The following is a 26,972-nucleotide window of genomic DNA, read 5'->3' as shown; positions in this document are numbered from 1 at the left end:
GGCGCCGCCGGCATGGCGCGGGGATAATCCAGCCCCTTATGCCTTTGAAGATCAGCTTCCCTGAATCCCTGCCCGTATCCGCCCGCCGTGAGGAAATCATGGAGGCCATGGACCGGCACCAGGTCATCATCGTGTGCGGCGAGACGGGCTCGGGCAAGACCACGCAGCTGCCCAAGATCGCGCTGGCGCTGGGCCGGGGCAAGGTCAACGCCACGCCCGACGACAAGGGCCAGGTGCGCGGCCACCTGATCGGCCACACGCAGCCGCGCCGCATTGCCGCCAGCTCGGTGGCCAAGCGCATTGCCGAGGAGCTGAACACGCCGCTGGGCGATGTGGTGGGCTACAAGGTGCGCTTCCAGGACCGGCTGTCCAAGGACGCCTCGGTCAAGCTGATGACGGACGGCATCCTGCTGGCCGAGACGCAGACCGATCCGCTGCTCAAGGCCTACGACACGCTGATCATCGACGAGGCCCACGAGCGCAGCCTCAACATCGACTTCCTGCTGGGCTACATCAAGCAGATCCTGCCCCGGCGCCCCGACCTCAAGGTGGTGGTGACATCGGCCACCATCGATGCCGAGCGATTTGCCAGGCACTTCGAAGGACCCAAGGGGCCTGCGCCGGTGATCATGGTCTCGGGCCGCACCTACCCCGTGGAGATGCGCTGGCGCCCGTTCGAGGAAAAGCGCGACCATGACCTCAACGACGCCATCGCCGAAGGCGTGGACGAGCTGTGGGCCGGCGGCGCGGGTGGCGACATCCTGGTCTTCCTGCCCGGCGAGCGCGAGATCCGCGAGGCGGCCGACCACCTGCGCAAGCACCTGGCACAGCAGCCCGTGCTGCGCCATGCCGAGGTGCTGCCGCTGTTCTCGCGCCTGTCGCAGGCCGAGCAGGACCGCATCTTCGACAGCCACACGGGCCGGCGCATCGTGCTGGCCACCAACGTGGCCGAGACCTCGCTGACCGTGCCCGGCATCCGCTATGTGATCGATGCGGGCACGGCGCGCGTCAAGCGCTATTCCTTCCGCAGCAAGGTCGAGCAGCTGCTGGTCGAGCCCATCAGCCAGGCAGCGGCCAACCAGCGCGCCGGCCGTTGCGGCCGCGTGGCCAACGGCATCTGCATCCGCCTGTACGACGAGGCCGACTTCGGCACGCGCGCGCGCTTCACCGACCCTGAAATCCTGCGCTCCTCGCTGGCCGGCGTCATCCTGCGCATGAAGTCGCTGGGCCTGGGCGACGTGGTGAACTTTCCCTTCCTCGAAGCGCCCTCGGGCCGCGCCATTGCCGACGGCTACCAGCTGCTGGGCGAGCTGGGTGCCGTGGACGAGCGCGGCGAGCTGCTGCCCATGGGCCGCGAGCTGTCGCGCCTGCCGCTGGACCCGCGCGTGGGCCGCATGATCCTGGAGGCGCGCACGCGCGGCGCCGTGGCCGAGGTGCTGGTCATCGCCTCGGCCCTGTCCGTGCAGGACGTGCGCGACCGGCCGCTGGAGGCCCAGCAGCAGGCCGACCAGCAGCACGCCAAGTTCGACGACGAGAAAAGCGAATTCAGCGGCTACCTGCGCCTGTGGAAATGGCTGCAGGATGCGCGCGGTGGCAAGGTGGTGGCCAAGAACCGCAAGGAAATGGCCACGGCCCAGGCACCGGCCGCCAAGCCGTCGGCGCGCAATGCCGCCTTCCTGCCCGTGGCCCAGCGCAGCGGCGGGCAGAGCGTGGCCGCCCCGGCGGCCGAGGCGTTGGCGGCCTTCCATCCGCAGGACACCGGTCCTGGCACGGATGACGAGCCCTCGCACAAGCTCAGCAACCGCCAGTGGGAGCAGCTGCTGCGCCAGAACTTCATCAACATCCGCCGCGTGCGCGAATGGCGCGACATCCACTCGCAGCTGCTGACCGTGGTCAACGAGCACAAGTGGAAGGTCAACACCGAGCCCGCGGGCTACGACGCCGTGCACTTGTCCATGCTGTCCGGCCTGCTGGGCAACCTGGGCTACAAGGGCGATGAAAGCGACGCCTACCTGGGCGCGCGCGGCATCCGCTTCCATCCGCACCCGGGCGCCCACCTGTCCAAGAAGCCGGGGCGCTGGATCGTTGCGGCCGAGCTGGTGGAAACCTCGCGCCTGTACGGCCGGGGCATCGCCGCCATCGATCCGCAGTGGCTGGAAGAAGTCGGCGCCCACCTGCTCAAGAAGCAGCTGCTCGATCCGCACTGGTCCAAGAACCAGGCCGACGTGGTGGCGCTGGAGCGCGCCACGCTCTACGGCCTGGTGGTCTACAACGGCCGGCGCATGAGCTATGGCCGCATCGACCCGCAGTCCGCGCGCGAGATCTTCATCCGCCAGGCCCTGGTGGAGGGGCAGTGGGATACGCGCTGGCACTTCCTGCCCGCCAACCTCAAGCTGGTGCGCAAGGTCGAGGAGCTGGAGCACAAGAGCCGCCGCCAGGACGTGCTGGTCGATGACGAGCTGATCTACGCCTTCTACGACCAGCAGATCCCCAAGGACGTGTTCAGCGGCGCCACCTTCGACCATTGGTTCCGCGAGGCGGCCAAGGAAAACGCCGACCTGCTGCGCCTGTCGCGCGACGAACTGATGCGCCACGAGGCTGCCGGCATCACCACCCAGGCCTTTCCCAAGGTGGTCAAGCTCGGCGGCGTGGACTGCACGGCCAGCTACCTGCACAGCCCGGGCGACGCGCGTGACGGCATCACCGTCACCGTGCCGCTGTTCGTGCTCAACCAGGTCAGCGACGAGCGCGTGGAATGGCTGGTGCCCGGCATGCTCAAGGACAAGCTCCAGGCCCTGCTCAAGAGCCTGCCGCAGCGCCCGCGCAGCCGCTTCGTGCCCCTGCCCGAAAGCGCCCAGCGCCTGGCCGAACTCTTCACCACGCCCGAGCGCTGGGGCCAGGGATCGCTGATCGATGCCCTGCTCAAGCAGGTGCGCGACGAGACCTCGCTGGACGTCAAGCGCGCCGACTTCAAGCTGGACATGCTCAGCCCTCACCTGTTCATGAACTTCCGCATCACGGACGAGCATGGACGCCAACTGGGCCAGGGCCGCAACCTGGGCGCGCTCAAGGCCGAACTGGGCGCCAAGGCGCGCGGCGCCTTCCAGGCGCTGGCCGCGCTGAAGGTGGCTTCGGTCACCGAGGCTGCGGCCCCACCTGCCGCCGCGTCCGAAGCCGGCAAGAAGGCGGAATCTGGCGCCAGGCCGGACAAGACAGCAAAGCCTGAAAAGGCGGACCAGGCCAAGCCCGCCAGCAACGCCAAGCCCAGCCAGCCCGCCGACAGCCGCTACAAGGAATGGAGCTTTGGCGAGCTGCCCGAGCTGATGGAGATCGGCCGGGGCGGGCAGACGCTGATCGGCTTTCCGGCGCTGATCGACCATGGCGATGCCGTCGGCATCGAGGTCTTCGACGAACCCGAGGTCGCGGCCGCGCGCCACCGCGTGGGCCTGCGCCGCCTGTTCGCGCTGCAGATCCGCGATGCGCTCAAGTACCTGGAAAAGAACATTCCAGACCTGCAGAAGATGGCCGTCGCCTACATGCCGCTGGGCACGCAGGAGGAACTGCGCGAGCAGATCATCGACGTGGCCATAGACCGCGCCTTCCTGCAGGAGCCGCTGCCCACCAACGACGCGCAGTTCAAGCAGCGCGTGCAGGACGGACGCGGCCGGCTGACGCTGATCGCCAACGAGGTGGCGCGCATGGCCTCCACCATCCTGGTCGAGTACGCGGCGGCCCAGCGCAAGATCAAGGACACCAAGAACGCGCCCGACGCCACGGCCGACGCCGCCCAGCAACTGCAGCGCCTGGTGCCCAAGAACTTCATCGCGGCCGCGCCCTGGACCCAGCTGCAGCACTACGCGCGCTACCTCAAGGCCATCACCAGCCGGCTGGACAAGTACCGCGCCGACCCTGCGCGCGACGCCAGCCGCCTGGCCGAGCTGCGCCCGCTGGAGCAGCGCTACTGGCGCCTGGTGGCCGAGCGCAAGGGCCACATCGATGCGCGCATGCAGGAGTACCGCTGGATGCTGGAGGAGCTGCGCGTGAGCTTCTTCGCCCAGGAGCTGCGCACGCCGTACCCGGTCAGCATCAAGCGGCTGGACAAGGTCTGGCAGCAGCTGCAGAACTAGCGCCGTGCCGGCCTGCGGCCCTTCCGTGATCGGGAGGGCCGCAGGCCATGGTTCAACGCGGCATCGCTACCTTCACCGGCACGCAGCCGGTTGGAGCGATGCAAGGCCCAAGGCCGTTTGCGCCATCACAGAGATGGGGCATTTTTCAAAGCACGGGCGATCTGTGCAGAACCTGCACAGATGCTGGCCGCCCCATGGCGTTGTGGTGGGCCCTTTGCGTTTCTAGACTGCAGGCATCAACCACTTCCCGTTTTCAGGAGCACTGCATGTCCCTCGCAGAACAGGCCAGCCAGGCCACCCAATCCACCAGCCATCCCACCCTCCGCGCCCTGTCAGGCGCGCCGGGGCGCAGCCAGTTGCCACGGGGTGCCACGGCGCTGCTGGTCATCGACTTCCAGAACGAGTACTTCAGCGGCCGCCTGCCCATCCCGCGCGGCCCGCAGGCCTTGGAGCAGGCCCGGCGCCTGCTGCAATGGGCCGATGCCGGGCAGGTTGCCGTGTTCCACATCCAGCACATTGCCCCCGAAGGTGCGCCCGTATTCGCCGTCAATGGCAGCGCCGTCCAGTTCCACCCCGGCCTGCAGCCGCGCGCGGGCGACACCGTGGTGCAAAAGCGCAGCGTCAGCGCCTTCGTCGGCACCGACCTGGCCGACCAGCTGCGTGCGCGCGGCATCACCACCGTGGTGATCTGCGGCCTCATGACGCACGCCTGCGTGGCCGGCGCCGCACGCGATGCCGCGCCGCTGGGCTTCGAGGTCGTCGTGGCCAGCGACGCCGTGGCCACACGTGCCATCACGCGCAGCAATGGCGAATCCGTGGACGCCGACAGCCTGCACCGTGCCGCGCTGGCCGAGATCGAGGATGTGTTCGGCGATGTCATGCCCACCGCGCATGTGGTGCAGCTGCCCCTGCGCTGAGCCTGCAGGCAGGGCCCGCGCATCGTCTCCTAGCGAGAATCCACGGCGTTGCCGTACTCCGTCGCGGTACTGGCCGCATCCTTGCGCACCGGCACGGCGATCTGCTCGAACACATTGCCTTCGATCACAACGCCTTTGGACTCCAGCAGGTTGATGCCGGCCTGGGGTTCCTCTTCCTTCTTCCTGAACAGCCCGCTGCGCTTCACGATGAAGCGGTTGTTGCGGATGATGGAGCCATCGGCATCGCGCAGCTTGAGGATGGCGGGCAGCGGCGCCTTGTCGCGCGGGTCCATGTGCACGATGAAGGTGTTGCCCTCCACCAGCGAGCGCGGGCCGTACAGGTAGACGGCGGTGCGGCCATCGACCTCGATGGTGTTGTTGCGCACCACGTTGTCGGAGCCGGCCATGATGATGGCGCGGCCGCCGGATTTGATTTGGAGGTTTTCTGCTGTGTAGAAGGTGGGTGGGGTGTAATCCCAAATACCCGCGAATGTACGGCTGTAGCCGACTTCTTTGATTGCTGGACGATCTTCTGTCAACTCCTGTAGCCTATGACGACCTTCTATATAAGGTGCCATATCTATTCCAATACCTAGTGGACCGGGCGTTTCGATTTTTCCGTTGTGAACTGCCAAGTGAGTCAGTGATTTGCTATTCATGCCTATGCCGCGGGTATTTTCAAACGGCTTGCCAGATATAAGATGTTTCCTTAGATCAATGTTGGAATGGCTGTCTTCCGAGAAACTAATTACACTGCCCTGACCAGCCTCGTCTGTTGGTGACCCGCGTACTCTGCCATTAATGAAATCTCTTAATTTTCTTTGTACAAAGTCGTGAACTACACAGTGATTCCCCCTCCCTCTGACATACTCAACAATAGGATGAAAGCCACCTCGATATTTGACGGGACTGCAGCCATTTGGCAATGGACCTTTGTCGCTGGGGGGATGGCGACTTTCCGCCCATTCTTCCCAAGTCATGCCTTGGGAGAGTCCGGAAGATAAAATTGCCAAGATGAATGTCAGTGATTTAATTTTTATACTGGTTTGCATATGATACTACTGGGTAAGCAGACGCCTGGATATTTTTCTTCTTGCCCAACGAGCCCTCCAAGAAATTTTTCCCGATTAGAGTTGGCTTGTCTCTCAATGTAGTAGTGCATGTCCTCCTGGTACAGCCCGGTGGGATCGATCCGGTTGAGTGGGTTGCCGCATATGGCCGTCGAATACCTTCATTCCGTCAGGGGCTGCCTTTTGAAATGTTTCCACTTTCCGTTGTGGTACTGGCCGCATCCTTGCGCACCGGCAATGTGACCTCTTCAAAAACATTGCCTTCGATCACTACGTCCTTGGACTCCAGCAGGTTGATGCCGGCCTGGGGTTCCTCTTCCTTCTTCCTGAACAGCCCGCTGCGCTTCACGATGAAGCGGTTGTTGCGGATGATGGAACCATCGGCATCGCGCAGCTTGAGGATGGCGGGCAGCGGCGCCTTATCGCGCAGATCCATGTGCACGATGAAGGTGTTGCCCTCCACCAGCGAGCGCGGGCCGTACAGGTAGACGGCGGTGCGGCCATCGACCTCGATGGTGTTGTTGCGCACCACGTTGTCGGAGCCGGCCATGATGACGGCGCGGCCGCCGGATTTGATTTGGAGGTTTTCTGCGGTGTAGAAGGTGGGAGGGAAATAATCCCAAGGGATTTTATTGAATTTTTGGGTTTCGATGTTCCATCTGGAATTTTCTATTACAGGAAAGTCTTCCTCCAGTTTCTCAATTCTATTGCGTGCACCCAATTTAGGAGAAAGTTCTACGCCAATACCCGATAGACCTGGAGTTTCTATTATTCCATTATGAACTCTTAGATTGAAAACTACCTCTCCACCAGATAATATTCCAATGCCGCTATTATTATTAAATGGTCTTCCTGTAACAAGATGTCCTCGCAAATCAAGGTCAGCATTATTACTGTGGTAGAAATCTAAAATTGCACCTCGTGGGTTACCACGTTCTATTCCCCCTTCGATCCAGTCACGCGCTTTACGCTGCACAAAGTCATGAATGACGCAGTGACGGCCAGAACCTTCAAAAGCTTCCGTGATAGGGTAGTAGCCACCTCTATACTTGACGGGCTTGCACCCCTCAGGCAGCGGGCCCTTGTCGCTAGGTGGATGGCGGCGCGCTGCCCATTCTTCCGTCGTGAGTGGTTTCTTGGGGAAAGCTTGGCAGCTTGCAAAGACAATGCAAGCAAAAGCAGAAAAATAGAGAAAAACTATACTTCTTTGCATATTTTACTGCCTGGCAAGCAAACGCCTGGATATTTATGTTCTTGACCTGCAAGGTTTTCTAAGTATTTACCTCTATTTTTCTCTGCCTCTTTTATTTTATATTCATCGCTACCTCCCTTTTCTATATTTATTTCCACAATTCTGGTTTTTTCGCTATTTTCTGTGTTTTTGGTTAGTTTAAGTTTTCCATCCTTAATCAGTTTATTAATGGTCTCTTTCAAAAATCTAGCCTTTCCAGGAAAATCCGCACCCTCTTCCCTGATTGCATTGAATCTCTCGAGCACATTCCTGATCTCCTCAAACCCCAGCGCAGGCCTAGTTCCATACGCCGTCAAAAACTCATAAACCGCTTTCTCCCCTTGCAGCGATCGATACTCCCGCTTGTCCCAATAAGGCACCTCTGGGTCAGGCATATTCCCCAGTATTGGCATGTCCTCGTCATAGGTGTAATCCGGCTCGGACCCCGCAAACCCATGCCCTATGCCCAGCTTCACGCTGATGGCATCGAACGGCCGGTTGTCCTTGTCCCGGTGGCTGAAGGTGTCCAGGTAGGAGTGCAGGAATTCGCCCAGGAACTGGTATTCGGCACAGGGCTGGGCCGGGTTGCCCAGCCGGCTGGCGTTGAGCAGGTTGTTCAGTTGCGGGCTCAGGTTGCCCACCACGCTGTTGACGTTGTCGTTGGCGTACTGGGGCAGCGTGGTTCCTCTGTCGTCGGACAGGTTGTCTCCACATACTGCGAAGCCAGCACCGTGATGCGCGCCCCGGCTCGTAGTCCAGGTCGGCGGCCAGGGCCAGGAAGAAGACCTGTAGTAGTGCATGTCCTCCTGGTACAGCCCGTGGTATCGATCCGGTTGAGTGGGTTGCCGCATATGGCCGTCGAATACCTCCATTCCATCAGGGGCTGCCTTTTGAAATGTTTCCACTCTCCGTTGTGGTACTGGCTGCATCCTTGCGCACCGGCAATGTGATCTCTTCAAACACATTGCCTTCGATCACAACGCCTTTGGACTCCAGCAGGTTGATGCCGGCCTGGGGTTCCTCTTCCTTCTTCCTGAACAGCCCGCTGCGCTTCACGATGAAGCGGTTGTTGCGGATGATGGAACCATCGGCATCGCGCAGCTTGAGGATGGCGGGCAGCGGGGCCTTGTCGCGCGGGTCCATGTGCACGATGAAGGTATTGCCCTCCACCAGCGAGCGCGGGCCGTACAGATAGACGGCGGTGCGGCCATCGACCTCGATGGTGTTGTTGCGCACCACGTTGTCGGAGCCCGCCATGATGATGGCGCGGCCGCCGGCTTTGATTTGGAGGTTTTCTGCTGTGTAGAAGGTGGGTGGGGTGTAGTTCCAGGGGATTTCGTTGAACTCCTTGATTTTGATATTCCAGTCGGTTGTTTGCGTGACTGGAAAATCCTCAGTCAATTCTTTTATTCTTTTCCACGCAGAAATATTGGGTGCCATATCCACACCCAAACCCCTTGGTCCAGGGGTTTCTATTTTTCCATGATGCACACGTAGGAATGCTAGATTTTTCCCAAGGAGACCAACTCCACGAGTATTCTCAAAAGGTGCTCCTGAAATTTCATGGCCTTGCAAATCCAAGTCGGCATTTGTGTTTTTGTAAAAAGTTAAAACACTTCCTCTGCCAATTTCATCGGTGGGAGATCCTCGAATACTCCAATCTATTAAATCTCTAACTTTTCTTTGAGTAAAATTATGCACTACGCAATGGCGACCCGAGCCTTCAAATGCCTCCTTGATTGATATATATCCACCTGTGTATCTCACTGCTTTGCAGCCTGAAGGCAAGGGTGTTTCTCTGATATTTTTTGCATTTTGGATTTTCGTTCCATTACCTGATTCGTGAGTGTCCAAAGTGTCTACTGCATATGCATGAGGTTGCAGTACCAATAAAAAAGAGACCATGGTTAAACGGACTTGCATATAGGACTTCTTGGCAAACATACTCCAGGATAATTTTTCTCTTGACCAGCGAGTCCGCCAAGATATTTCTCCCTGTTCTTCTTGGCGGTTTCTTCGTTATATTGATCTAGGTACTTTTCAGAGAAATTTATCTTGGCATCAGTAGAAACGCTTTTGTCTTTTTCAGGTTTTATTTTTCCATCTTGGATATATTTATTAATCGTCTCTTGAAGCATGCCAATTTTAGCTGGTGAGTTGCCACCACTTTCGCGAATTGCATTGAATCTCTCCAGCATTTTTTCTATCTCTTTAAAACTGACCGACGGCTTGCTCCCATACCGCGTCAGAAACTCATAAACCGCCTTCTCTCCTTGCAGCGATCGATACTCCCGCTTGTCCCAATAAGGCATATCTGGATCAGGCATATTCCCCAGTATTGGCATGTCCTCGTCATAGGTGTAATCCGGCTCGGACCCCGCAAACCCATGCCCTATGCCCAGCTTCGCGCTGATGGCATCGAACGGCCGGTTGTCCTTGTCCCGGTGGCTGAAGGTGTCCAGGTAGGAGTGCAGGAATTCGCCCAGGAACTGGTATTCGGCGCAAGGCTGGGCCGGGTTGCCCAGGCGGCTGGCGTTGAGCAGGTTGTTCAGTTGCGGGCTCAGGTTGCCCACCACGCTGTTGACGTTGTCGTTGGCGTACTGGGGCAGCGTGGTGCCCTTGTCGTCGGACAGCGTGAAGTGGTACCACAGCAGTTGCCGGTGGTTCTTGAAGATCGAGCCCACCGTGGTGAGGGTGTTGGCATCGTCCAGCGGCTTGGTGATGGGGTTGTCATCCACGTACTGCGAAGCCAGCGCCGTGATGCGCGCAGGTTCGTAGTCCAGGCCGGCGGCCAGGGCCAGGAAGAAGACCATGTAGTAGTGCATGTCCTCCTGGTACAGGCCGGTGGGATCGATGCGGTTGAGCGGGTCGCCGCCGGCATACAGGTAGGCATCGGGTCCGTCCGGGTAGCCCAGCGGGTCCGGCTGCAGGTAGCGGCCGCTGGCCGGGTCGTAGCTGCGGTGCCAGTTGTCGTGCAGTCCGCTTTCCTCGTCGAAGTACTGGCCCGGCAGGCGCAGGTTGAGCACGGCCTGCTGCCGGGGCAGGCTTGTGTGGCCGGCCTGATGCATGGCCGGCGCTCCCCAGGGCGTCTGGCGGGCACGCCAGACCACGCGCTGGCCTGCGTCCGTCATGGCCTGCGGACTGCCCCGGTGGTCGTTGTGGATGTGCAGCATGCGCGCCTTGCCGCTGGCGTTGTCCCGGTTGTGCGCGGATTCCAGCTTGGCGATGGGCAGGGTGCGAGTCCCCTCGTTCAGGTACAGGTACTGGCTGGTGATGCGGCCTTCGCCATCCATTTCCGCGACGAGCCGGTTGTCCTGCCACAGGTAGTGGCTGTGCGTTTGCCCATCGCCCTGGTGCACGGTCTTGCCCACGCGCTGGCCCAGGCTGTTGTAGCGGTAGCTGGCGATGGGCCGGTCCTGGTGGTCGCTGATGCCCTGGAGCTGTCCTGCCTCGGTGTAGGTGTAGCGGTGCAATGCGTCCTGGACGGTGCGGCCCTGGCTGTCGCGCTGCACGGGCGCTGGTGCTGACGGTGCGTTGTCCTGCACCAGCCTGCCGAAGCCCTGGTAGCGGTAGTCGGTCTTGTGCAGGCCCGCTGGTGGCCACTCCTGCTCGATGGCGCGGATGCGCGGGCCCACGCCGTAGCGGTAGCGCTGGCTGAGGATGGGTGCGCTGCCTTGCGATGTGCCTTGTGATGTGCCTTGTGATGTGCCTTGCCCGGTGGTCTGCTGCGTGAGGCGCCCGGCAATGTCGTATTGGCGCGAGGTGGCCAGGCCGTTGCCTGCCGTGTAGTGCTGCAGGCCGTTGAAGGCGTCCGTTTGGATGTCGCCGACCACCGTCTGCGCGGGCAGCAGGCGTTCGAGCAAGCCTGTGGCGCCGGCGCCCAGCCAGTGGTCACTGGCCTGCAGCAGGCCGGCCACCCAGGCGCTTTGCAGTTGCAGCCCTTGCACGCTGGCGCCTTCGCTGGCGGGGCCGCGCCGGGTGACGAGCACGCGGCCATCGGCCAGGGTGCGGCTGTGGACCCGGCCGTCCGGGCCATAGCGCGTGGCGGTGCGGTAGGTATGTTCGGCCTGGCCGTCGGGCGTGGCCAGCGCAATGGTGCGTGCCAAGGGGCGGCCCAGGGCGTCGTATTCGATGGACTCGCGCTGCCAGTTGCTGTCGATGGTCTGCAGCAGCCGGCCCTGGTAGTGCAGCCGGGTTTGCGAGGAAGAGCGACGATCTGCACCGGGCGCCGGCTCGTAGGTCTTGGACAGCAGACGCCCGCTGGGAGCGTACTGGTAGTGGGTGCTGCTGCCGTCGGCGCGGGTGTGCACCCGCAATTGATCGGCTTCGTTGTAGCGTGCGCTTTGGCGGCCATGATCGGCAAGCTGAAGCCAGACGGTACGGCCGAAGTCGTCGCGCAGGGCTTGGCGGCGTTCGGCGGGTTGGGTGCTCCGGGATTTGCTGGTGATCTGCTCCATCGCCGCGCTGGCCGGGCCTTGCAATGCCAGCCGTACCGCCCCATCGGGCGTTTGCGACAGGCTGGCATGGAGACTGCCGTTGTTCAGCCAGCGCGTGCGGGTGTCGTCGCCATCGGTGTGCTGGAGCAACTCGCCCGCGTCGCCGTAGGTGTAGCTGTCCAGGCGCCCATCGGGCAGCAGGCGGTGGCTCAGGCGCCCCTGCGCATTCCAGCCGTAGTAGGCCGCACGTTCGGGGAGGTCCTGGCCTTCGCGGTACAGGCCCAGCCGCGTGATGCGGCCTTCGCTGTCGCGTTCGATCTGGCCCCGGTTGCCCAGGCCATCGAGCCTAGCCTGGGTGCTGCCCTGGTAGGTCCAGGTGGTGCTGCGGCCTGCCGTGTCGATGGCCTGGCTGGGGCGGCCCAGGGCGTCGTGGCGGATGCGGTATGGATTCAGGCTCAGCCGGCTGCTGGCTCGGGGCTGGCCGTCGGCGTCCAGCAGCCAGCCGCTGGTGGTGATTTCTTCTGTCTGCAGGGCGTTGGCGGACAAGGCGCTGTAGCGTATCTGGCGCTGAAGGCGCCGCACGCCATCGTCTTCGGTGCGGGTCGTGATGCGCCCGGCCTGGTCATGCTCCAGCGCAACGGCGGTGCCATCGGGCTGCAGCACGCGCGTGACGTGGCTGCCGCTGCGGTCCCAGCGCAGCCGCGTGAGATCGTTCTGCGCCGGGCTTCCGTCGTCATAGCCTGCCAGCGAGGTGGGCAGCGGCCCGTCGATGTCCACCAGCACGCTGCGGCCGTTGATCTCGGTGTAGCGGTAGCGCGTGCTGCGCTCGATGGGCGTGGCGCCGTCCGCATTGCCTGCGGGCTGGCCCTGGGCATCCAATGGGCTGAAGCCCCTCTCGGTGATCTGCAGCGGCTGGCGGCTGCTGTTGTAGCGGATGCGGATCTGGTGTTCGCGCCCGGGCACGACGCTGGGCCGGGCGATGAGTTCAGGCGCGTATTGCTTCCAGGGGTCCTTGCCGTAGCCGTAGCGCACCTGCAGCTGCGGGGCCCGGGCTTGGCCTTGTGTGTAGGCGATGCGGTACACGGCCAGCGGGCGGCCGAAGGGGTCCAGCTCGGTGCGCGTGCCTTCCAGCGGGCGGCCTGCGGGATCGAGCCGCGTGGCGTCGGTCAGGCGCCCTTGCGCGTCGTACCGGTAGCGCATGTCGCCGGGGCCGCAGCTGGCGCAGCCCGGGCCGCGCACTTCAAGCAATCGCCATTGCCCGCCGATGGTGTCGTAGTGGTAGGTGGTTGTTTGCCCAAGGCTGTTGGTGAGGGTGTTCTTCCAGGGCTGGCTGAGGTCCAGGGTGACTTTTTCCTGCTGGCTGTCCGGCCGGCCGCGCACGCTCAAGATGGCGCGGCCGGTGTCGCCGTAGGCGTAGCTGGCGATGCGCTCGTCCATGGGCTTGCCGTCGCTGCCCTGGCCCTGGACGCTGATGCCGGTGAGCAAGGTGGGGTGGCGCGGGTCCTCATAGTGGTAGTGGCGCTGGACCGGGGCTTGGCCATCGGCCGACGGGAGGCTGACTTGCACGAGGCTGGCGTTCAGCTTGGCCTGGGGCTGGGTGCTGCCGGGCAACGGTGCGCTGCCGTGGCGGTAGTCGATGCGGCCCAGCGGGGTGTCGATGGCCTGCACGCCGGTGAAGCTGCCCTCGCCCGAAGATTGGGCGTAGTGCAGGCGCAGGCTGCGCCCCTGCGGGTCGGTGACCTTGAGCAGGCGGTTGCCCTTGGCGTTGTAGTCCAGGCGGACCTGTTCGCCCGAGGGCAGGCTGATGCGGGTCAGGCGCCCCCGGTGGTTGAAGCGCAGCTCGCGCCCGTCCATCCATTGCCAGGTGTAGTGCCTTTCCTGACCGGGCTTGGTTTCCTTGGTGCCCTTTGTATCCGGGCCTTCGATGCGCACGATGCCGTTGCCCGGCTGCTCGCTGGCGCACAGGCTGGGATGCTTGCGCAGCTTGCTGAAGATGATGCGGGTGCCGTCGGCCTGCACGATCTGCAGGTTGGTGGGGTGGTCGTACAGGCGGGCCTCGTAACTGAGCAGCCAGCCGCGGCCGAGCAGGCCTGGCGGCACGTAGGCCCGGCTGTAGCTGCTGTTGTAGTGGCGCACGACTTCCAGGCCGAGCAGGCCGGGCAAGGCGGGCATGTCCACTTCGCGCTGGTATTTGTTGCCGTTGATGAGGTGGATTGGGTTGCCTGCGCCCTGGTTGGTGCTGCTGGAGTTGCCCTGGGTGGCGGGGCCTGCGCCGCCGCAGGGGCTGCCGCCGGGCGTGGGGGTGCAGGTGCCGCCGCCCGAGCCGCCACCGCCACCGCCGCCGCCGAGGTCGATGCCGCCGCCCGTGCCGGGGGCGCAGCTTTGCACGGTGGGGTCGCATTTGCTGGAGCCGCCGCCCAGGTTGGGGGCGGCGGCTGCGGGGGAGGCCTGGGCCAGCAGTGCGGCAATGCATAGCAAGGCGCTGCGCAGCAGGGTGTGCCATGGGTGCATGTGAGTTTCTCCCTCGGGATTTTTAGGAATCTCGGGCAGGAGGCGGCCATGCGTCTGGCGGGGAGCTGGTGGAGGCAAGCCTGTGTCCGGGTTGTCGGTCAATCTAGGCAGCTGCGGCGTGCTTGTCTCTAGGAATAGTCTGTTTCTGCGGCCCGAGGGGAGGAATGGGTCGGAAAAGGGGCCGGCGTGGGGCTGTGGCGCAACGGAATGCGGCCGCCCGCATGCCCCACAATCCCCGCCAAAGGAGTGCACGGGCAATGGACAGATGGCAGGCCATGCGGGTGTTTTGCGGCGTAGTGGATGCGCAGGGCTTCACGGCGGCGCAGGACAGGCTGGGCATGACGCATTCGACCGCCTCGCGCCATGTCAAATGGCTGGAGTCGGAGCTGGGCACGCAGCTGCTGCAGCGCAATTCGCGCGGGCTGAGCCTGACCGAGGCGGGGCGCAGCTACTACCTCAGCTGCGTGCAGTTGCTGGAGCAGCTCGATGCGGCCGAGGCCGCGCTGGCCGTGCGCCGCGCACGCGTGGCGGGCGTGCTGCGCATCACGCTGCCGCTGGCCGTGGGCGCCATCGAGCTGGGCGACTGGCTGCCCGAGTTCGAGCAGCAATTCCCGGATCTGGAGCTGCAACTGCTGTGCACCGACCGGCTGGTGGACTTGGTGGCCGAGGGCGTGGATGCAGCCGTGCGCATCAGCCGGCAATTGCCGGACAGTGGACTGCAGGCGCGGCTGCTCACGCATTCGCCTCTGGTGCTGGTGGCTTCGCCCGCCTATCTGATGCGCCACGGGGTGGTGCAGGCGCCAGAGCAACTGGCCGCGCACCGCGCCCTGGCCTTTGCTGCGGGTCCGGCCCAGCTGCGCTGGAGCGTGTTGTCCGGGCAGGGCGCTGTCACCGAGGTCCAGCCGCTAGCGGCATTGCGCACCGATTCGGTGGCCACCATCTTCGAGGCCGCACGCGCGGGGCGGGGCATTGCGGCGCTGACCTGGCATACCGTGCGCTCGGCCATCGAGCGCGGCCAGCTGGTGCGGGTGCTGCCCTGTTTTCATCTGGGGCAGTACAGCTACCACGCGCTGTATCCGCGCACGCGGCATCTGCGCCCGGCCGTGCGTGCCTTCGTGGATTTCATGGCACGGCGCTATCGGCAGGGGCCGGGGGACTGAGCATGGTGTTCTGGAGCCGGCCGCTCGATGCGCAGGAACAGGCCTTTGTGCGCACGCACTTCGGTGCCTCGCTGGATGCGCTGCTGCCGCGCATGCGCCTTTATCTGCGCCGCCTGGGCGACACGCGCAGGGCGCTGTCCATGAATGGCGGGCGCATCTTCATGCCGCGTGCCTTTTTCATGCAGTCCGATCCGCGCCAGCCGCTGCGCCTGTCGCATCCGCAGATCGCAGGCATCTTTGCCCATGAGCTGCTGCACCAGTGGCAGCGCCTGCAGGGCATGCCCGTCACGCGGCAGGCGGCCTGGCTGCAGTTCAAGGCGCTGTGCACGCGCGGCGATCCCTATGCCTACGAGCGCTGCGACGATCCCCGGCGCATGCTGCAGCGCTTTGTCCATGCCCAGGTGGAGCAGCAGGGCCAGATGTGGGAGGACCATGTGCGCGCTTGCGTGGCGGGGCAGGGCGATGCGGCGGGCGCCCTGATCGCGGCCCACGTGCGGGGCACGTGAGTCAGCTGGGCTGGATGCTCAGTGCTTCGATCAGGTCATGGGCCGACACATCGCGCGCCGCGCCAAAGCCCGCCACGTGCCGGGCGATGGATGGCGTGATGCAGACAATGCGGAAGTCGCCCAGATCGGTCATGAACGCGGCTTCGGGGAAGCGCAGCACATAGCTGTCGCGCGCACCATCGGCCAGCACGCTGCCGGGCGGAGGTGTGCTGGCCACGCCTTCAATGGCCACGCGCTCCAGTGCATGCACGCCCTCGCCGTCCACTTCGGCCGCGCACACCAGCAGGCTGACGGCCGGGTGCAGCTCCATGGCCCGCGTGTGCGCTGCCAGCGCGCTGACGTGCAGCACAAAGCAGCCAAACTGCGCATTCCAGGCCCAGGGCACCATGGACAGACGGGGAGCGGGCAGTGCATCGCCAGCCCCGGGGGCAGGGGAGTCGGCGGGCTGGGTGGCCAGGGCCGCGCTGCGGCGGCGGGCCAGCAGATCGCGCAGCGACAGCTGCAGGCGGGACAGGTGGGGCATGGCGGGCGTGGAGGGCATGGCGCCATCGTACCCGTGGCGTACTTGTGGCGTGCCCGTGGCCGGCTTGCGAAAGCACAAGGCGAGTTGCGGTGGCATCGGTATGCCATGGGCGCTCAAGCGTCACTTTGGCGACGATTCCCTGGGGCCTTCCCCAATGCCGGGAACCGGGTGTGCGCCTAGCCTCGCTGGCAAGGCGGATTGCCGCCGTCCGATCCACTCACCGACCATTCAACGCCCATCCGTCCATGTCGACCCTGCCCGCGCACCACGCCTTCTGGCCCAGCCGTCTGCCCCATTCCATCACCGTGCCCGCCACCAGCGTATGGGAGAACCTGGCCGTCAACGCGCGCCGCTATCCCGACAAGCCGGCCATCCGCTACTTCGGCAGCTCCATCAGCTACCGCGAGCTGTGCGAGGGCACGGAACGCATGGCGGCCTACCTGCACAGCCTGGGCGTGCAGCGCGGCGACCGCGTGATCCTGCTGATGCAGAACACGCCTCAGCTCATCCTGGCGCACTACGCCATCTTCCGCGCCAATGCCGTGGTGGTGCCGGTCAATCCCATGAACATGGCCGAGGAGCTCAAGCACTACATCACCGACGCCGACGCCAAGGTCGCCATCACCACGGCCGACCTGGCCCCCGAGCTGGCCAAGGCCAGCAACGCGCTGGCGCCGGGCCAGCGGCTCGATCACCTGATCGTCACCCAGTTCACCGATGCCTTCGATGCCGGTGTGCAGGGCGACGATGCGCCGCCTGCGCAGTGGCACGACTGGCTGCTCACCCGGCGCGAGCCGGCTGTGCTGGAGGGCGGCAGCGTCCACACTTGGCAGCAGGCCCTGGCCTGCACCGACGCTGCGCCGCCCCATGTGGTGGGCCGCGACGACATGGCCGTGCTGCCCTACACCAGCGGCACCACGGGCCACCCCAAGGGCTGCATGCACCCGCACCGCTCCATCAACCACAACGCGGTGGCCGGCAGCTACTGGGGCAGCGGCACCAGCGAGGCGGTCGTGCTGGCGGTGGTGCCCATGTTCCACATCACGGGCATGGTGTCGGTGCTGCACACGGCCATCTTCATGGGTGCCACCGTGGTGGTCATGCCGCGCTGGGACCGCGAGCTGGCCGGGCGGCTGATCTCGCGCTACCAGGTCACCAGCTGGACCAACATCCCCACCATGGTCATCGACCTGCTGGGCAGCCCCAACTTCGCACAGTTCGACCTCACCAGCCTCAAGTACATCGGCGGCGGCGGCGCGGCCATGCCCCAGGCCGTGGCCCAGCGCCTGCTGGAGCAATACGGCCTGCGCTTTTGCGAGGGCTACGGCCTGACCGAGACCGCTGCGCCCACGCACAGCAACCCGTCCGAGCACCCCAAGCAGCAGTGCCTGGGCATTCCCTTCATGAGCACGGAGGCGCGCGTCATCGATCCTGACACCGGTGCCGAAGTGCCCCAGGGCGAGCAGGGCGAGATCGTGGTCCACGGGCCCGAGGTCTTCGACGGCTACTGGAAGCGCCCCGACGCCACGGCCCAGGTCTTCATGGAGATCGACGGCAAGCGGTTCTTTCGCACCGGCGACCTGGGCCACGTGGATGAGGACGGCTACTACTTCATCACCGACCGCCTCAAGCGCATGATCAACGCCAGCGGCTTCAAGGTCTGGCCGGCCGAGGTCGAGTCGCTGATGTTCCGCCACCCCGCCATCCAGGAAGCCTGCGTGATCTCCACGCGCGACGCCTACCGGGGCGAGTCGGTCAAGGCCGTCGTCGTGCTGCGTGCCGGCAAGGAAGACACCACGGCCGAGGACATCATCCAGTGGTGCCGCGAGAACATGGCCGTCTACAAGGCGCCCAAGGTGGTGGAGTTCGTCAAGGCCCTGCCCAAGAGCGGCAGCGGCAAGGTGATGTGGCGGCAGTTGCAGGAGGCGCAGGCGTAGCCCCGCGGGCAGTTCCCATCCATGGGCAAGTCCCACACGCGCTTGCCCAGGGCGTCGTGGGGCTGTTTGCTGCAGGGGCTCTGCAAAGGCTGCGCGCGCATCTATGATCGCGCGCTAGATACGAACACCGCAGCGCACAGCACATGCATAGATTTCCTGGAACCGCTGCCACGGCCGTGGCAGCTTTTTTTTGGGTTTCCGTTCCCGTCCCCGTTGTCGCGCACGAACTGTGCACCATCGTCGCCGACGCCGACACGGGCCAGTCCCTGGTGCACAGCGGCCCGGCCTGCGCCGAGCGGGTCACGCCGGCGTCCACCTTCAAGATCGCCATCAGCCTGATGGGCTATGACGCCGGCATCCTGCAGGACGAATCCCGGCCCGCGTGGCCGTACCAACCGGAGTATCCGGACTGGGGCGGCGATGCCTGGCGGCGCGATATCACGCCCCAGGCGTGGATGAAAGACTCGGTGTTCTGGTACTCGCAGCAGGTGGTGATGCGTCTGGGCCAGCAGCGCTTTGACGCCTACGTGAAGGCCTTCCGCTATGGCAACGAGGATGTCTCTGCCGTGCCAGTGGCCGACCCGGGCCACAACGGCGTGTGGGTGGTGTCTTCGCTGCGCATCTCGGCGGCCGAGCAGGTGGCCTTCATGCGCAGGATCGTGCGCCGGGAACTGCCCGTGAACAGTCAAGCCATCGACATGACCGCGCGCATCACCCGGCATCCAGTGGCCGTGGGCGGCTGGACCGTGCATGGCAAGACGGGCACGGGCTCGCCGGGCAGCGACAACCGCTACGACGCCAGCCGGGCCTATGGCTGGTACGTGGGCTGGGCCACCAAGGACCAGCGCAGGCTGGTGTTCGCCACGCTGATCCAGGACGAGCAGGCGCAAAAGCCCAATGCCGGCCTGCGCGCCCGCGATGCCCTGCTGCAGCGACTGCCTGCCGTGGACCGCTGACAATGCACGGGCCGTTCCTTTTCCGTACACCTTCCGCACACGAGCGACAGACCGACACCCGATGAAGACCATTGACGAAATGCTGAACCTGGACCTGCTCACCCCCGAGCAGCACGTTGAGATCAGCGACTGGATTGCCCGCGCGAATTCCCCCGAGGAAATACTGCAGATGCCCGCCCCTCTTTGGCAGGCCGTGGAGCGGGCCAGCGAGGCCATGGGCGTCAATGCCGATCTTCTGCGGCCGCCCTCGCTGGATGCGGGCGGCGCGGTCTTCGGATAAAGCGTGCTACGCCTCGTCCCGGACCCCTTTCCCGGCTTTCGCGGGCACATCAAAGTGCATAGCACGCTCTAGGGCAGGCGCCGCAGTTCACCATCCCATCATCGACCGGTGCGCGCCAATGCCGGCCATGGCGCCATCGCTCACCGCCATGGCCACGTTGCCGGCGGCGCGAGCCGCGTCGCCACAGGCGAACACGTTGGGGACGCTGGTGGCCTGGCCTTCCGCGACCTTGATGAAGGGACCCATGGGGCCTTCTTCCAGGGCGCAGCCCAGCTGTTCGGCCACGGGGCTGGCGATGCGGGTGCGCGGCTGGGTGAACAGGCCATCCATGACCAGGCGGCGGCCGTCCTGCAGCAGCACGTCGGCCCGGCCTTCCAGGCGGGCGATGGGGGTGGCCTCCACCTGCGTGCCGCGGCGTGCGAAGGCGGCCAGCTCATCGGCGCTTGGCGCGTAGGCGCCGTTGAGCAGCAGGGTGGTCTGGCCCCAGTCGGGCAGCATGACGGCGTGGTGATGGGCCAGGGCCGAGCTGGCAATGATGCCGATGCGCCCCGCATTCATCTCGTAGCCGTGGCAGTACGGGCAATGGAAGACGCTGCGGCCCCAGCGCTCGGCCAGTCCCGGCACGGGCGGCAGGCTGTCATGCACGCCCGGCGCCAGGACGAGGCGGGCGGCGCTGATGGCGGTGCCCGCTGCACGGAACTCCAGCCGGCCATCGGGCGCCACGCGGGCGTCCTCGGCCGTGCCGTCCAGCCACTGCACGGTGGGGTAGGCCATCAGCTGCTGCCGGGCCTGGGCGGCGATCTGGGCGGGGGCGACGCCATCCTGGGTGAGAAAGCCGTGCGATGTTTCGCCGGCCTGGTCCACGAAGCGGTTGCGCCGCAGCCCGGCATCGACCACCAGCACCTGGCGGCGCGCACGCGCCAGTTGCAGGGCGGCGGACAGGCCGGCATAGCTGCCGCCGATGACGGCGAAATCAATGTGTTTCATGCTGGTGCTCCTGCAGTTGGTACCAGCCCTGGCCGCCCGCTGCGCGGTGGCGCGCCAGGCGGGCATGGAAGTCCTGGGACAGGGCAGCCAGCGTCACCGAGCCCAGGCGCGCGAGCAGGGCGGCCTCGGCTTGCTGCACCGCGTTGCTCAGCGCTTCGTTCACGGCCTGGGCGACCAGGCATTCGGGCCGGTCTTCCCTGAAGCCCAGCGACACCAGATCAGGGGCGCCCAAGGCTTCATGCACGTCGCGCAGCGTGGTGCGGTCCAGCTCGCAAGACAGCACCCAGCCCCCGCCATGGCCTTTGGCGGAGGTGACAAGGCCTGCATCGCGCAGGCCCGACATCAGCCGGCGCAGCACGACCGGGTTGGTCTGCAGCGCGGCGGCGAGCATGTCGGAGGTGGCAGGTCCATCGCCCTCAGCCATGTGCAGCAGCACATGCAGGACGTCCGAGAATTGGCTGTTCTGTTTCATGCAACATTATTTGTTGCATGAGTGTGGCCTTGTTTCGCGAAGGGATATGGACCTGCCGTCCGGGTGCGCCATCAGGACTCGCCCGTGAACCCGATCTGCTTGACCAGCGAACTCCAGCGCTCGAACTCGGCCTGCTGGTCGGCGGCCATCTCCTGCTGCGTGCTGCCGCGCGCCAGCAGGCCCAGGGCCGCCAGCCCGTCGATCACGGCCTTGTCCTTGAGCGCGGCCGTGATGGCCGCGTTGGCGTTGGCAATGGTGGCGGCCGGTGTCTTGGCGGGCGCGTAGAACCCGAACCATTCCTCCACCGTGACATCGGGAAAGCCCAGCTCGGTGAAGGTGGGCACCTCGGGCAGGAAGGGCGAGCGCTGCCTGCCCGAGGTGGCCAGCACGCGCAGGCGGCCCGCCTTCAGGTACTGCAGGTAGTCCCCGCTGGGGTTCATGGTGGCCGCGATCTGGCCGCCCACCAGGTCCGTGATGCTCGGCACGGTGCCGCGATAGGGCGCGTGCTTGAGCTCCACGCCCGAGCGCAGGCCCAGCAGCGCGCCCAGCAGGTGCGGCATGGAGCCCGCGCCCGGCGAGCCGAAGCTGGCGCGGTCGGGGTTGGCCTTGGCCCAGGCCAGGAAGTCCTTGAGCGTCTTGACCTCGGCCGGCACGGCGGGGCCCACGGCCAGGCCGTGGTAGATCACGGCGCCAATCGATACGGGCGTTGCGTCTTCGGGCCTGTAGGTCAGCTTGGGGTAGATGTGGGGATAGACCGAGAAGGCCGATACGGGGGCCAGTGCCAGCACGGAACCGTTGGGCGGGGAGTTCTTCAAGGCCTCCACCGCGATGCGGCCTCCGGCGCCGGGCTTGTTCTCCACAAAGCCCGGGCCCTTGCTGTAGGGCGTGCTGCCCAGCCGCTCGGCCACGCGGCGGGCCACGCTGTCGCCCGAGCTGCCGGCCGGAAAGCCGTACATGATCTTGACCTGGTCCAGTGCCTGGGCCAGGGCTTGCAGCGGTGACAGCGAGCCCAGGGCGGCGGCGCTGCCCAGGGCCTGGACGAAATGACGGCGATGCATCTGCATGGGATGTCTCCTGGTGAATATGGGAAAGGCAGGCGGATGGAAGCGGCTCAGAACATGTGGCGGATGCCCACGTTGATGCCGGTCTGCGAGCGTCCCGGCGCGGTGTTGCTGCCCGGCGCGCCGCCGCTGACCGAGACGGTCGCCAGGCGGTCGTTGCGGATGTGGCCGAGCTGCGTGTAGACGGCCGTGCGCTTGGACAGGTTGTAGATGGCGCGTGCCACCAGCAGGTCGGAGTCGTAGCCCGACACGCCGCGGTAGCGCAGCGTGAGCCACTGGGTTTCGAGCACCAGGGCCTCGGTGACCGGGTAGGAGGCGCCCACGTACCACAGGTTGCTGCGTGGCTTGACGGCGTCGCCGTCGTTGTCGCGGCGCAGCAGGCCGCCGCCGATCTTCACGCCGGCCAGCTTGAAGTAGCCGCCCAGGTGCAGGCGCTCGTCATGCTTGGCGCTGGAGTTCATGCCGCCGAACACCGGGTCGGTGGACGAGGCCGGCGTGCGGCCGTTTTGCTGCTCGTAGCCCAGCGCCACGCCCCAGGCCGGTGTGTCGTACTTGGCGTACAGCGACCATTGGCGGCAGGCCTGCGTGTCCGATCCGCTCTCGCCCGGGCAGTTGGTGCCTGCCGGGCTGGGGCCGGCATTGACGGTGTCACGCCCGAAGCTGTAGCCCGCGCCCAGTGCCAGCCCGCCGAAGTTGCCGCGCCAGGCCAGCATGTTGTCGGCGCGCGAGTTGGGAATGTAGGCATCCAGCGAGCCCATGGCGAAGACGGCCGGGCCGATGATGTCCGAGTCCAGCAGCGACCAGAACAGCATGGAGTTCTGGCGGCCCATGGTCAGGCTGCCCCAGTTGCCGCCCAGGCCCACCCAGCTTTGGCGGCCAAAGCCGCGCCCGCCCTGGTTGAAGGTGCCCTGGTCGGGCGCAAAGCCCGACTCCAGCGTGTAGATGGCCTTGAGGCCGCCGCCCAGGTCCTCGCTGCCGCGCAGGCCCCAGCGCGAGGGCACCATGCTGGTGGTCGATGGCATGCGGCTGAGACCGCCGCCCGCCGCCACATTGTTCAGGTGCTCCACGCCCACATCGACGATGCCGTAGAGCGTGACGCTGGAGGTGCCTTGCGCGAAGGCGCCGAAGCTGGCGCCGGAGCCGGCCAGGGCCAGCACGGCGGTGGCCGCCAGGGTCCGCGGGGATGGGGTGGTTTTCATGGTGATGTCTCCTCTGGTTTGAAAAATCGTTGCCGTCTTGGCGTGGGTGTCCGCGCGCCTTTTCTCGGGCGCAGCGGGGCCCGGCCCCGCCGGGGGCGGGACTGCGGACAAGGGGTGGATGGGGGCGGAGGGGGCGGGCCGTTCAGGCGCCGCCCGCCTTCAGTGCATGGTCAGCGGCAACTGAAGCTGGCAGCGCTTTCCATGTCGCCGCTGCCGTTGTAGCGGGCGGCCAGCGGATGGGGGCACAGCGGCCGGGTGCGCGTGGGCGACCAGTTGGCGGGCAGGTCGGCGTTGGCGCCGCCCGCGTTGCCCGCGCCGCGCGCACTGGCGATCACGCGGTCCGGCGCCTGGCCTTTCTCCACCCAGGCCACGAGGGAGCTGAGCATGTCGAACTGATCGGTGGCCGGGCCGCCGCTGCAGTGGTTCATGCCGGGCACCAGGTACAGGCGGGCGAAGTCGGCGGCGTCGCCATGGTTGCGGCGCAGCGTGTCGTACCACTGCACGGTGTCATCGCTGGAGAAGATGGGGTCGGCCGTGCCGTGGTAGACCATGAGCTTGGCGCCCCGGTTGCGCAGCACGGGCAGCTTGCCGTAGTCGGGCGGCATCATCAGCGACAGGCCGCTTTCCGTGAAGGTGCCGTTGGTCGCCTGCACCTTGGCCAGCATGCTGTCCACGCTGCCGTTGAGGGCGAACTGCGCGTCGTTGAAGCTGGCGGCGCTTTCCGGCGGCGTCTGCCAGATGAAGGCCACGGCACCGGAGTCGCGGCTGATGGGGTTGGAGAATTTCCAGCCGGCCCAGCCGGCCGTATCCAGGCCCGCGTCATATGGGAAGCTGCTGTAGATGCGGCTGCCGCCGCTGGTGGTGGCGCCCTTGAACAGGCCGGCAATGGTGCTCTTTTGCTCGGCGCTGAGGCAGCTGCCGTCGCGCGCGCCGCCGCAGGTGGGCACGTCGCGCGACAGGTCGAAGCTCGCCTGGCAGGCTGCGCCGGCCTGCACCATGCCGTCGGTGGCCCCGTCCAGCGCATCGCACCGGGCCAGCACGGCCTGGCTGACCAGGCGGCGCTCGGCCTGGGTGAAGCCCGTGCCCAGGTCCGAGGGCGTGGTCGCCAGCTTCGCATAGCCCTGGGCGCCGGCAATGTTGGCAATGGCCGCCAGCGGCAGGCGCGTGCCGGGGTTGCCGGCGATGATGCCGTCGTACTGGTCGGCATAGCGCGAGGCCGCCACCATGGCGTGGCGCCCGCCGTTGGAGCAGCCGCCCAGGTAGGAGCGGTCAGGCCCCTTGCCATAGGCCGTCTGCAGCGCGCTGCGCGCCATGGGCGTGAGCTTGCCCACGGCCTGGTAGCCATAGTCCAGCCGCGCCTGCGGGTCCAGGCCGAAGAAGGGACCCAGGCTGCCTGCATGCCCCGCATCGGAGCTGAGCACGGCAAAGCCCATCTGCAACGCATTGCCCAGCGGCCCGCCGCCCAGCGCGCCCACGGCCGTGCTCACGACGCCGTCCAGCCCGCCGTTGGCCTGGTAGAAGAAGCGCCCGTTCCAGTCGCGCGGCAGGCGCATCTCGAAGCCCACGGCGTAGTTCTGGCCATCCACGGTGCTGACGCGCTCGTGCATGCGGCCGGTCACGCGGCAGTGCTCGGCAATGGGCTTGCCCGCCACCGCCAGCGTGCCGGCGGCCACGGTCTCGGCGGCGGTGATGCGGGTGTTGGGGAAGGATATTTTCGCGGCCAGGTCCGTGCACGACAGCAGCGTGGCGGGGCGGGCCTCGGCCAGCTGCGCGATGCCGTCGCTCGAGCCGCCGCAGGCCGACAGCAGCAGGGCGGGCAGGGCGGCGGCCAGCGCGGCCGGCAAGGCGCGGGAACGGGTCTTGTGGATCTTTCTGTCCATGTCTGTCTCCTCGGAAGGTGGTGTGAAGCCTCAGCGCGAATCCGTTGCGTGGCAGCCGTTGCCTGCATCTGCATCGCTTTCTGATGGCCGCGATTTTGGTTATATTTAATAACCAATTCAAGCGGCCTTTGCGAATTTCTTATTGGGACTTCCCCTTGATTGCGGGGCAGGCAGCAGGCCGCACAGGAGACAGACATGGACCACGAAAAACTCATTGCCATCGACATCCACACGCATGCCGAGGTGAGCTGCTGGAACCCGTTCGACAACTACGGCGAGGAGTACGACCGCGCCGCCGACAAGTACTTCGGCAACGGCCGGCGCCCGACCATCGCCGAGACCGTTGCCTATTACCGCGAGCGCAACCTGGGCCTGGTGATGTTCACGGTGGACAGCGAATCGCAGCTGGGCCGGCGCCGCATTCCCAACGAGGAGATCGCCGAGGCTGCGCGGGCCAACAGCGACATGATGGTGGCCTTCGCCAGCATCGATCCGCACAAGGGCCGCATGGGTGCGCGCGAGGCGCGGCGGCTGATCGAGGAAGAGGGCGTCAGGGGCTTCAAGTTCCACCCCACGGTGCAGGGCTTCCATCCCTACGACCGCATGGCCTGGCCGATCTACGAGGTGGTGGCCGAGCACCAACTGCCGGCCATCTTCCACACGGGCCACAGCGGCATTGGCAGCGGCATGCGCTGCGGCGGCGGCCTGCGCCTGGCCTACAGCAATCCCATGCACCTGGACGACGTGGCCATCGACTTTCCCGACATGCAGATCGTGATGGCCCACCCCAGCTTTCCCTGGCAGGACGAGGCCCTGTCCGTGGCCCTGCACAAGCCCAATGTCTGGATCGATCTGTCGGGCTGGAGCCCCAAGTACTTTCCCCGGCAGCTGGTGCAGTACGCCAACACCCTGCTCAGGGACCGCGTGCTGTTCGGCAGCGACTATCCCCTGATCACGCCCGAGCGCTGGATGAAGGATTTCCAGGAAGCCGGCTTCAAGCCCGAGGTGATGCCCGGCATCCTCAAGGGCAATGCGGTGCGGCTGCTGGGCTTGGACCGGCCCGCCGCGCAGAAGGCGGACTGAGCGCGCTCAGTTGTAGATCTTCTGCAGCAGCTGGATCAGCGTTTTGCGCTCGGCATCGGTCAGGCGGTAGGTGGCATCCATCTCCAGCTGGGCCGCCGTTCTTTCTGCCTGGGCCGTGAGTTCGGCGCCGGCCGGCGTCAGGTGCACGCCCACGGCGCGGCGGTCTGTGGGATGGGGGCGGCGCTCGATGAGCTTGCGCCGCTCCAGCGCGGCGATCAGGCCCACCAGGTTGGGCGGCATCACGTCCAGCGCCGCGCACAGCTGGCGCGAGGTGATGCCGGGGTTGTGGGACACCAGGGAGAGCACGGAGAACTCCACCATCTTGAGATCGTGGGTGGCCATGCGCTCCACGAACACCTCGATGATGGACATCGAGGCACGCCGGGCGTTGTAGCCGACCAGGGTGTGCAGGAAAGAGGCGTCGATGGACGGCCCCGGCGCTGTGGTGCCGGACGGGGCCGTGTTCTCTTCGGACGGAGCGGGCTTGGATGTGCGGGCGCGGGGCATGGGGTCAAGGAACTGAAAATCGAATCATAGTGTGGCGCGCGGCTGCCGTGGTCCGGGGCCTAAGGCCGTGGCGATTGGCCGCGTTCGCCTTCAGCCTGTCTTCAGGCGTGCTTCAGCCCCCCTTCAGCC

Annotated in this window: 20 protein-coding genes; 8 read left to right on the top strand and 12 right to left on the bottom strand. The window is 65.6% G+C overall.

The window, feature by feature from the left end:
* Nucleotides 1-38 precede the first annotated feature (38 nt).
* Nucleotides 39-4,127, top strand: a complete 4,089-nt coding sequence (gene hrpA / locus ACF8O7_RS00455) for an ATP-dependent RNA helicase HrpA (RefSeq protein WP_392441979.1) — start codon at nucleotides 39-41, stop codon at nucleotides 4,125-4,127.
* 266 nt (nucleotides 4,128-4,393) lie between these two features.
* Nucleotides 4,394-5,044: a cysteine hydrolase family protein gene (locus tag ACF8O7_RS00450; protein ID WP_392441976.1), complete on the top strand. Its 651-nt coding sequence runs from the start codon at nucleotides 4,394-4,396 to the stop codon at nucleotides 5,042-5,044.
* Nucleotides 5,045-5,073: 29 nt separating this feature from the next.
* Here ACF8O7_RS00450 and ACF8O7_RS00445 read toward each other — a convergent pair whose 3' ends face one another.
* The 5 genes from ACF8O7_RS00445 to ACF8O7_RS00425 form a co-directional block, all read right to left on the bottom strand.
* On the bottom strand, nucleotides 5,074-5,622 hold the full coding sequence (locus tag ACF8O7_RS00445; protein WP_392442027.1) for a right-handed parallel beta-helix repeat-containing protein: 549 nt from the start codon (nucleotides 5,620-5,622) through the stop codon (nucleotides 5,074-5,076).
* A gap of 661 nt (nucleotides 5,623-6,283) precedes the next feature.
* Nucleotides 6,284-7,327 carry a right-handed parallel beta-helix repeat-containing protein gene (locus ACF8O7_RS00440; protein ID WP_250440131.1) on the bottom strand — a complete coding sequence of 348 codons (1,044 nt, stop codon included), beginning with the start codon at nucleotides 7,325-7,327 and terminating at the stop codon, nucleotides 6,284-6,286.
* Entirely contained in the window at nucleotides 7,312-8,145 is an 834-nt protein-coding gene (locus ACF8O7_RS00435; protein WP_392441973.1) for a hypothetical protein, read from the bottom strand. Before ACF8O7_RS00435 ends, ACF8O7_RS00440 begins: the two co-directional genes overlap by 16 nt.
* Before the next feature lie 76 nt (nucleotides 8,146-8,221).
* On the bottom strand, nucleotides 8,222-9,268 hold the full coding sequence (locus ACF8O7_RS00430; protein WP_392441970.1) for a right-handed parallel beta-helix repeat-containing protein: 1,047 nt from the start codon (nucleotides 9,266-9,268) through the stop codon (nucleotides 8,222-8,224).
* The gene (locus tag ACF8O7_RS00425) at nucleotides 9,253-14,292 is read right to left on the bottom strand and encodes a DUF6765 family protein (RefSeq protein WP_392441967.1); all 5,040 of its coding nucleotides are present in this window, start codon (nucleotides 14,290-14,292) and stop codon (nucleotides 9,253-9,255) included. Before ACF8O7_RS00425 ends, ACF8O7_RS00430 begins: the two co-directional genes overlap by 16 nt.
* A gap of 257 nt (nucleotides 14,293-14,549) precedes the next feature.
* Here ACF8O7_RS00425 and ACF8O7_RS00420 point away from each other — a divergent pair, with 257 nt between their 5' ends.
* Nucleotides 14,550-15,452 carry a LysR family transcriptional regulator gene (locus ACF8O7_RS00420; protein ID WP_338500415.1) on the top strand — a complete coding sequence of 301 codons (903 nt, stop codon included), beginning with the start codon at nucleotides 14,550-14,552 and terminating at the stop codon, nucleotides 15,450-15,452.
* Between the two features lie 2 nt (nucleotides 15,453-15,454).
* Nucleotides 15,455-15,958 carry a hypothetical protein gene (locus ACF8O7_RS00415; protein ID WP_016450580.1) on the top strand — a complete coding sequence of 168 codons (504 nt, stop codon included), beginning with the start codon at nucleotides 15,455-15,457 and terminating at the stop codon, nucleotides 15,956-15,958.
* A gap of 1 nt (nucleotide 15,959) precedes the next feature.
* Here ACF8O7_RS00415 and ACF8O7_RS00410 read toward each other — a convergent pair whose 3' ends face one another.
* Complete coding sequence (locus ACF8O7_RS00410) at nucleotides 15,960-16,499, bottom strand: pyridoxamine 5'-phosphate oxidase family protein (RefSeq protein WP_074924061.1); 540 nt, start codon at nucleotides 16,497-16,499, stop codon at nucleotides 15,960-15,962.
* Nucleotides 16,500-16,726: 227 nt separating this feature from the next.
* On the opposite strand from ACF8O7_RS00410, the gene ACF8O7_RS00405 reads away from it, so the two are divergent.
* The 3 genes from ACF8O7_RS00405 to ACF8O7_RS00395 all read left to right on the top strand — a co-directional run bounded on the left by ACF8O7_RS00405 (nucleotide 16,727) and on the right by ACF8O7_RS00395 (nucleotide 19,654).
* The gene (locus tag ACF8O7_RS00405; RefSeq protein WP_016450578.1) at nucleotides 16,727-18,418 is read left to right on the top strand and encodes a long-chain fatty acid--CoA ligase; all 1,692 of its coding nucleotides are present in this window, start codon (nucleotides 16,727-16,729) and stop codon (nucleotides 18,416-18,418) included.
* A 143-nt stretch (nucleotides 18,419-18,561) separates the two neighbouring features.
* A complete protein-coding gene (blaOXA, locus tag ACF8O7_RS00400; RefSeq protein WP_392441963.1) occupies nucleotides 18,562-19,374 on the top strand; it encodes a class D beta-lactamase in 813 nt (270 codons plus the stop codon).
* A gap of 61 nt (nucleotides 19,375-19,435) precedes the next feature.
* Nucleotides 19,436-19,654 carry a hypothetical protein gene (locus tag ACF8O7_RS00395; protein ID WP_012206342.1) on the top strand — a complete coding sequence of 73 codons (219 nt, stop codon included), beginning with the start codon at nucleotides 19,436-19,438 and terminating at the stop codon, nucleotides 19,652-19,654.
* Nucleotides 19,655-19,741: 87 nt separating this feature from the next.
* Here ACF8O7_RS00395 and ACF8O7_RS00390 read toward each other — a convergent pair whose 3' ends face one another.
* The 5 genes from ACF8O7_RS00390 to ACF8O7_RS00370 all read right to left on the bottom strand — a co-directional run bounded on the left by ACF8O7_RS00390 (nucleotide 19,742) and on the right by ACF8O7_RS00370 (nucleotide 25,253).
* Entirely contained in the window at nucleotides 19,742-20,641 is a 900-nt protein-coding gene (locus ACF8O7_RS00390; RefSeq protein WP_392441960.1) for an NAD(P)/FAD-dependent oxidoreductase, read from the bottom strand.
* Nucleotides 20,628-21,113 (bottom strand): Rrf2 family transcriptional regulator, encoded by a 486-nt coding sequence (locus ACF8O7_RS00385; protein ID WP_016453247.1) that lies wholly within the window; start codon nucleotides 21,111-21,113, stop codon nucleotides 20,628-20,630. Before ACF8O7_RS00385 ends, ACF8O7_RS00390 begins: the two co-directional genes overlap by 14 nt.
* Nucleotides 21,114-21,184: 71 nt before the next feature.
* Nucleotides 21,185-22,177, bottom strand: a complete 993-nt coding sequence (locus ACF8O7_RS00380) for a tripartite tricarboxylate transporter substrate-binding protein (protein ID WP_074924056.1) — start codon at nucleotides 22,175-22,177, stop codon at nucleotides 21,185-21,187.
* A gap of 47 nt (nucleotides 22,178-22,224) precedes the next feature.
* Complete coding sequence (locus ACF8O7_RS00375) at nucleotides 22,225-23,373, bottom strand: porin (RefSeq protein ID WP_016450572.1); 1,149 nt, start codon at nucleotides 23,371-23,373, stop codon at nucleotides 22,225-22,227.
* A 170-nt stretch (nucleotides 23,374-23,543) separates the two neighbouring features.
* A complete protein-coding gene (locus ACF8O7_RS00370) occupies nucleotides 23,544-25,253 on the bottom strand; it encodes a tannase/feruloyl esterase family alpha/beta hydrolase (RefSeq protein WP_160854530.1) in 1,710 nt (569 codons plus the stop codon).
* 195 nt (nucleotides 25,254-25,448) lie between these two features.
* Between ACF8O7_RS00370 and ACF8O7_RS00365 the strand changes: the two genes are divergently transcribed.
* Complete coding sequence (locus ACF8O7_RS00365; protein ID WP_016450570.1) at nucleotides 25,449-26,336, top strand: 4-hydroxyphenyl-beta-ketoacyl-CoA hydrolase; 888 nt, start codon at nucleotides 25,449-25,451, stop codon at nucleotides 26,334-26,336.
* Nucleotides 26,337-26,342: 6 nt separating this feature from the next.
* On the opposite strand, the gene ACF8O7_RS00360 is transcribed toward ACF8O7_RS00365, so the two are convergent.
* Nucleotides 26,343-26,843, bottom strand: coding sequence for a MarR family winged helix-turn-helix transcriptional regulator (locus ACF8O7_RS00360; RefSeq protein WP_016450569.1), 501 nt, complete (start codon nucleotides 26,841-26,843; stop codon nucleotides 26,343-26,345).
* Between the last annotated feature and the right edge of the window lie 129 nt (nucleotides 26,844-26,972).

The sequence above is a fragment of the Delftia sp. WSY_16 genome (genome assembly GCF_043104415.1).
Lineage (GTDB): Bacteria > Pseudomonadota > Gammaproteobacteria > Burkholderiales > Burkholderiaceae_C > Comamonas > Comamonas tsuruhatensis.
This window is presented reverse-complemented; position numbering and strand designations above follow the sequence as displayed.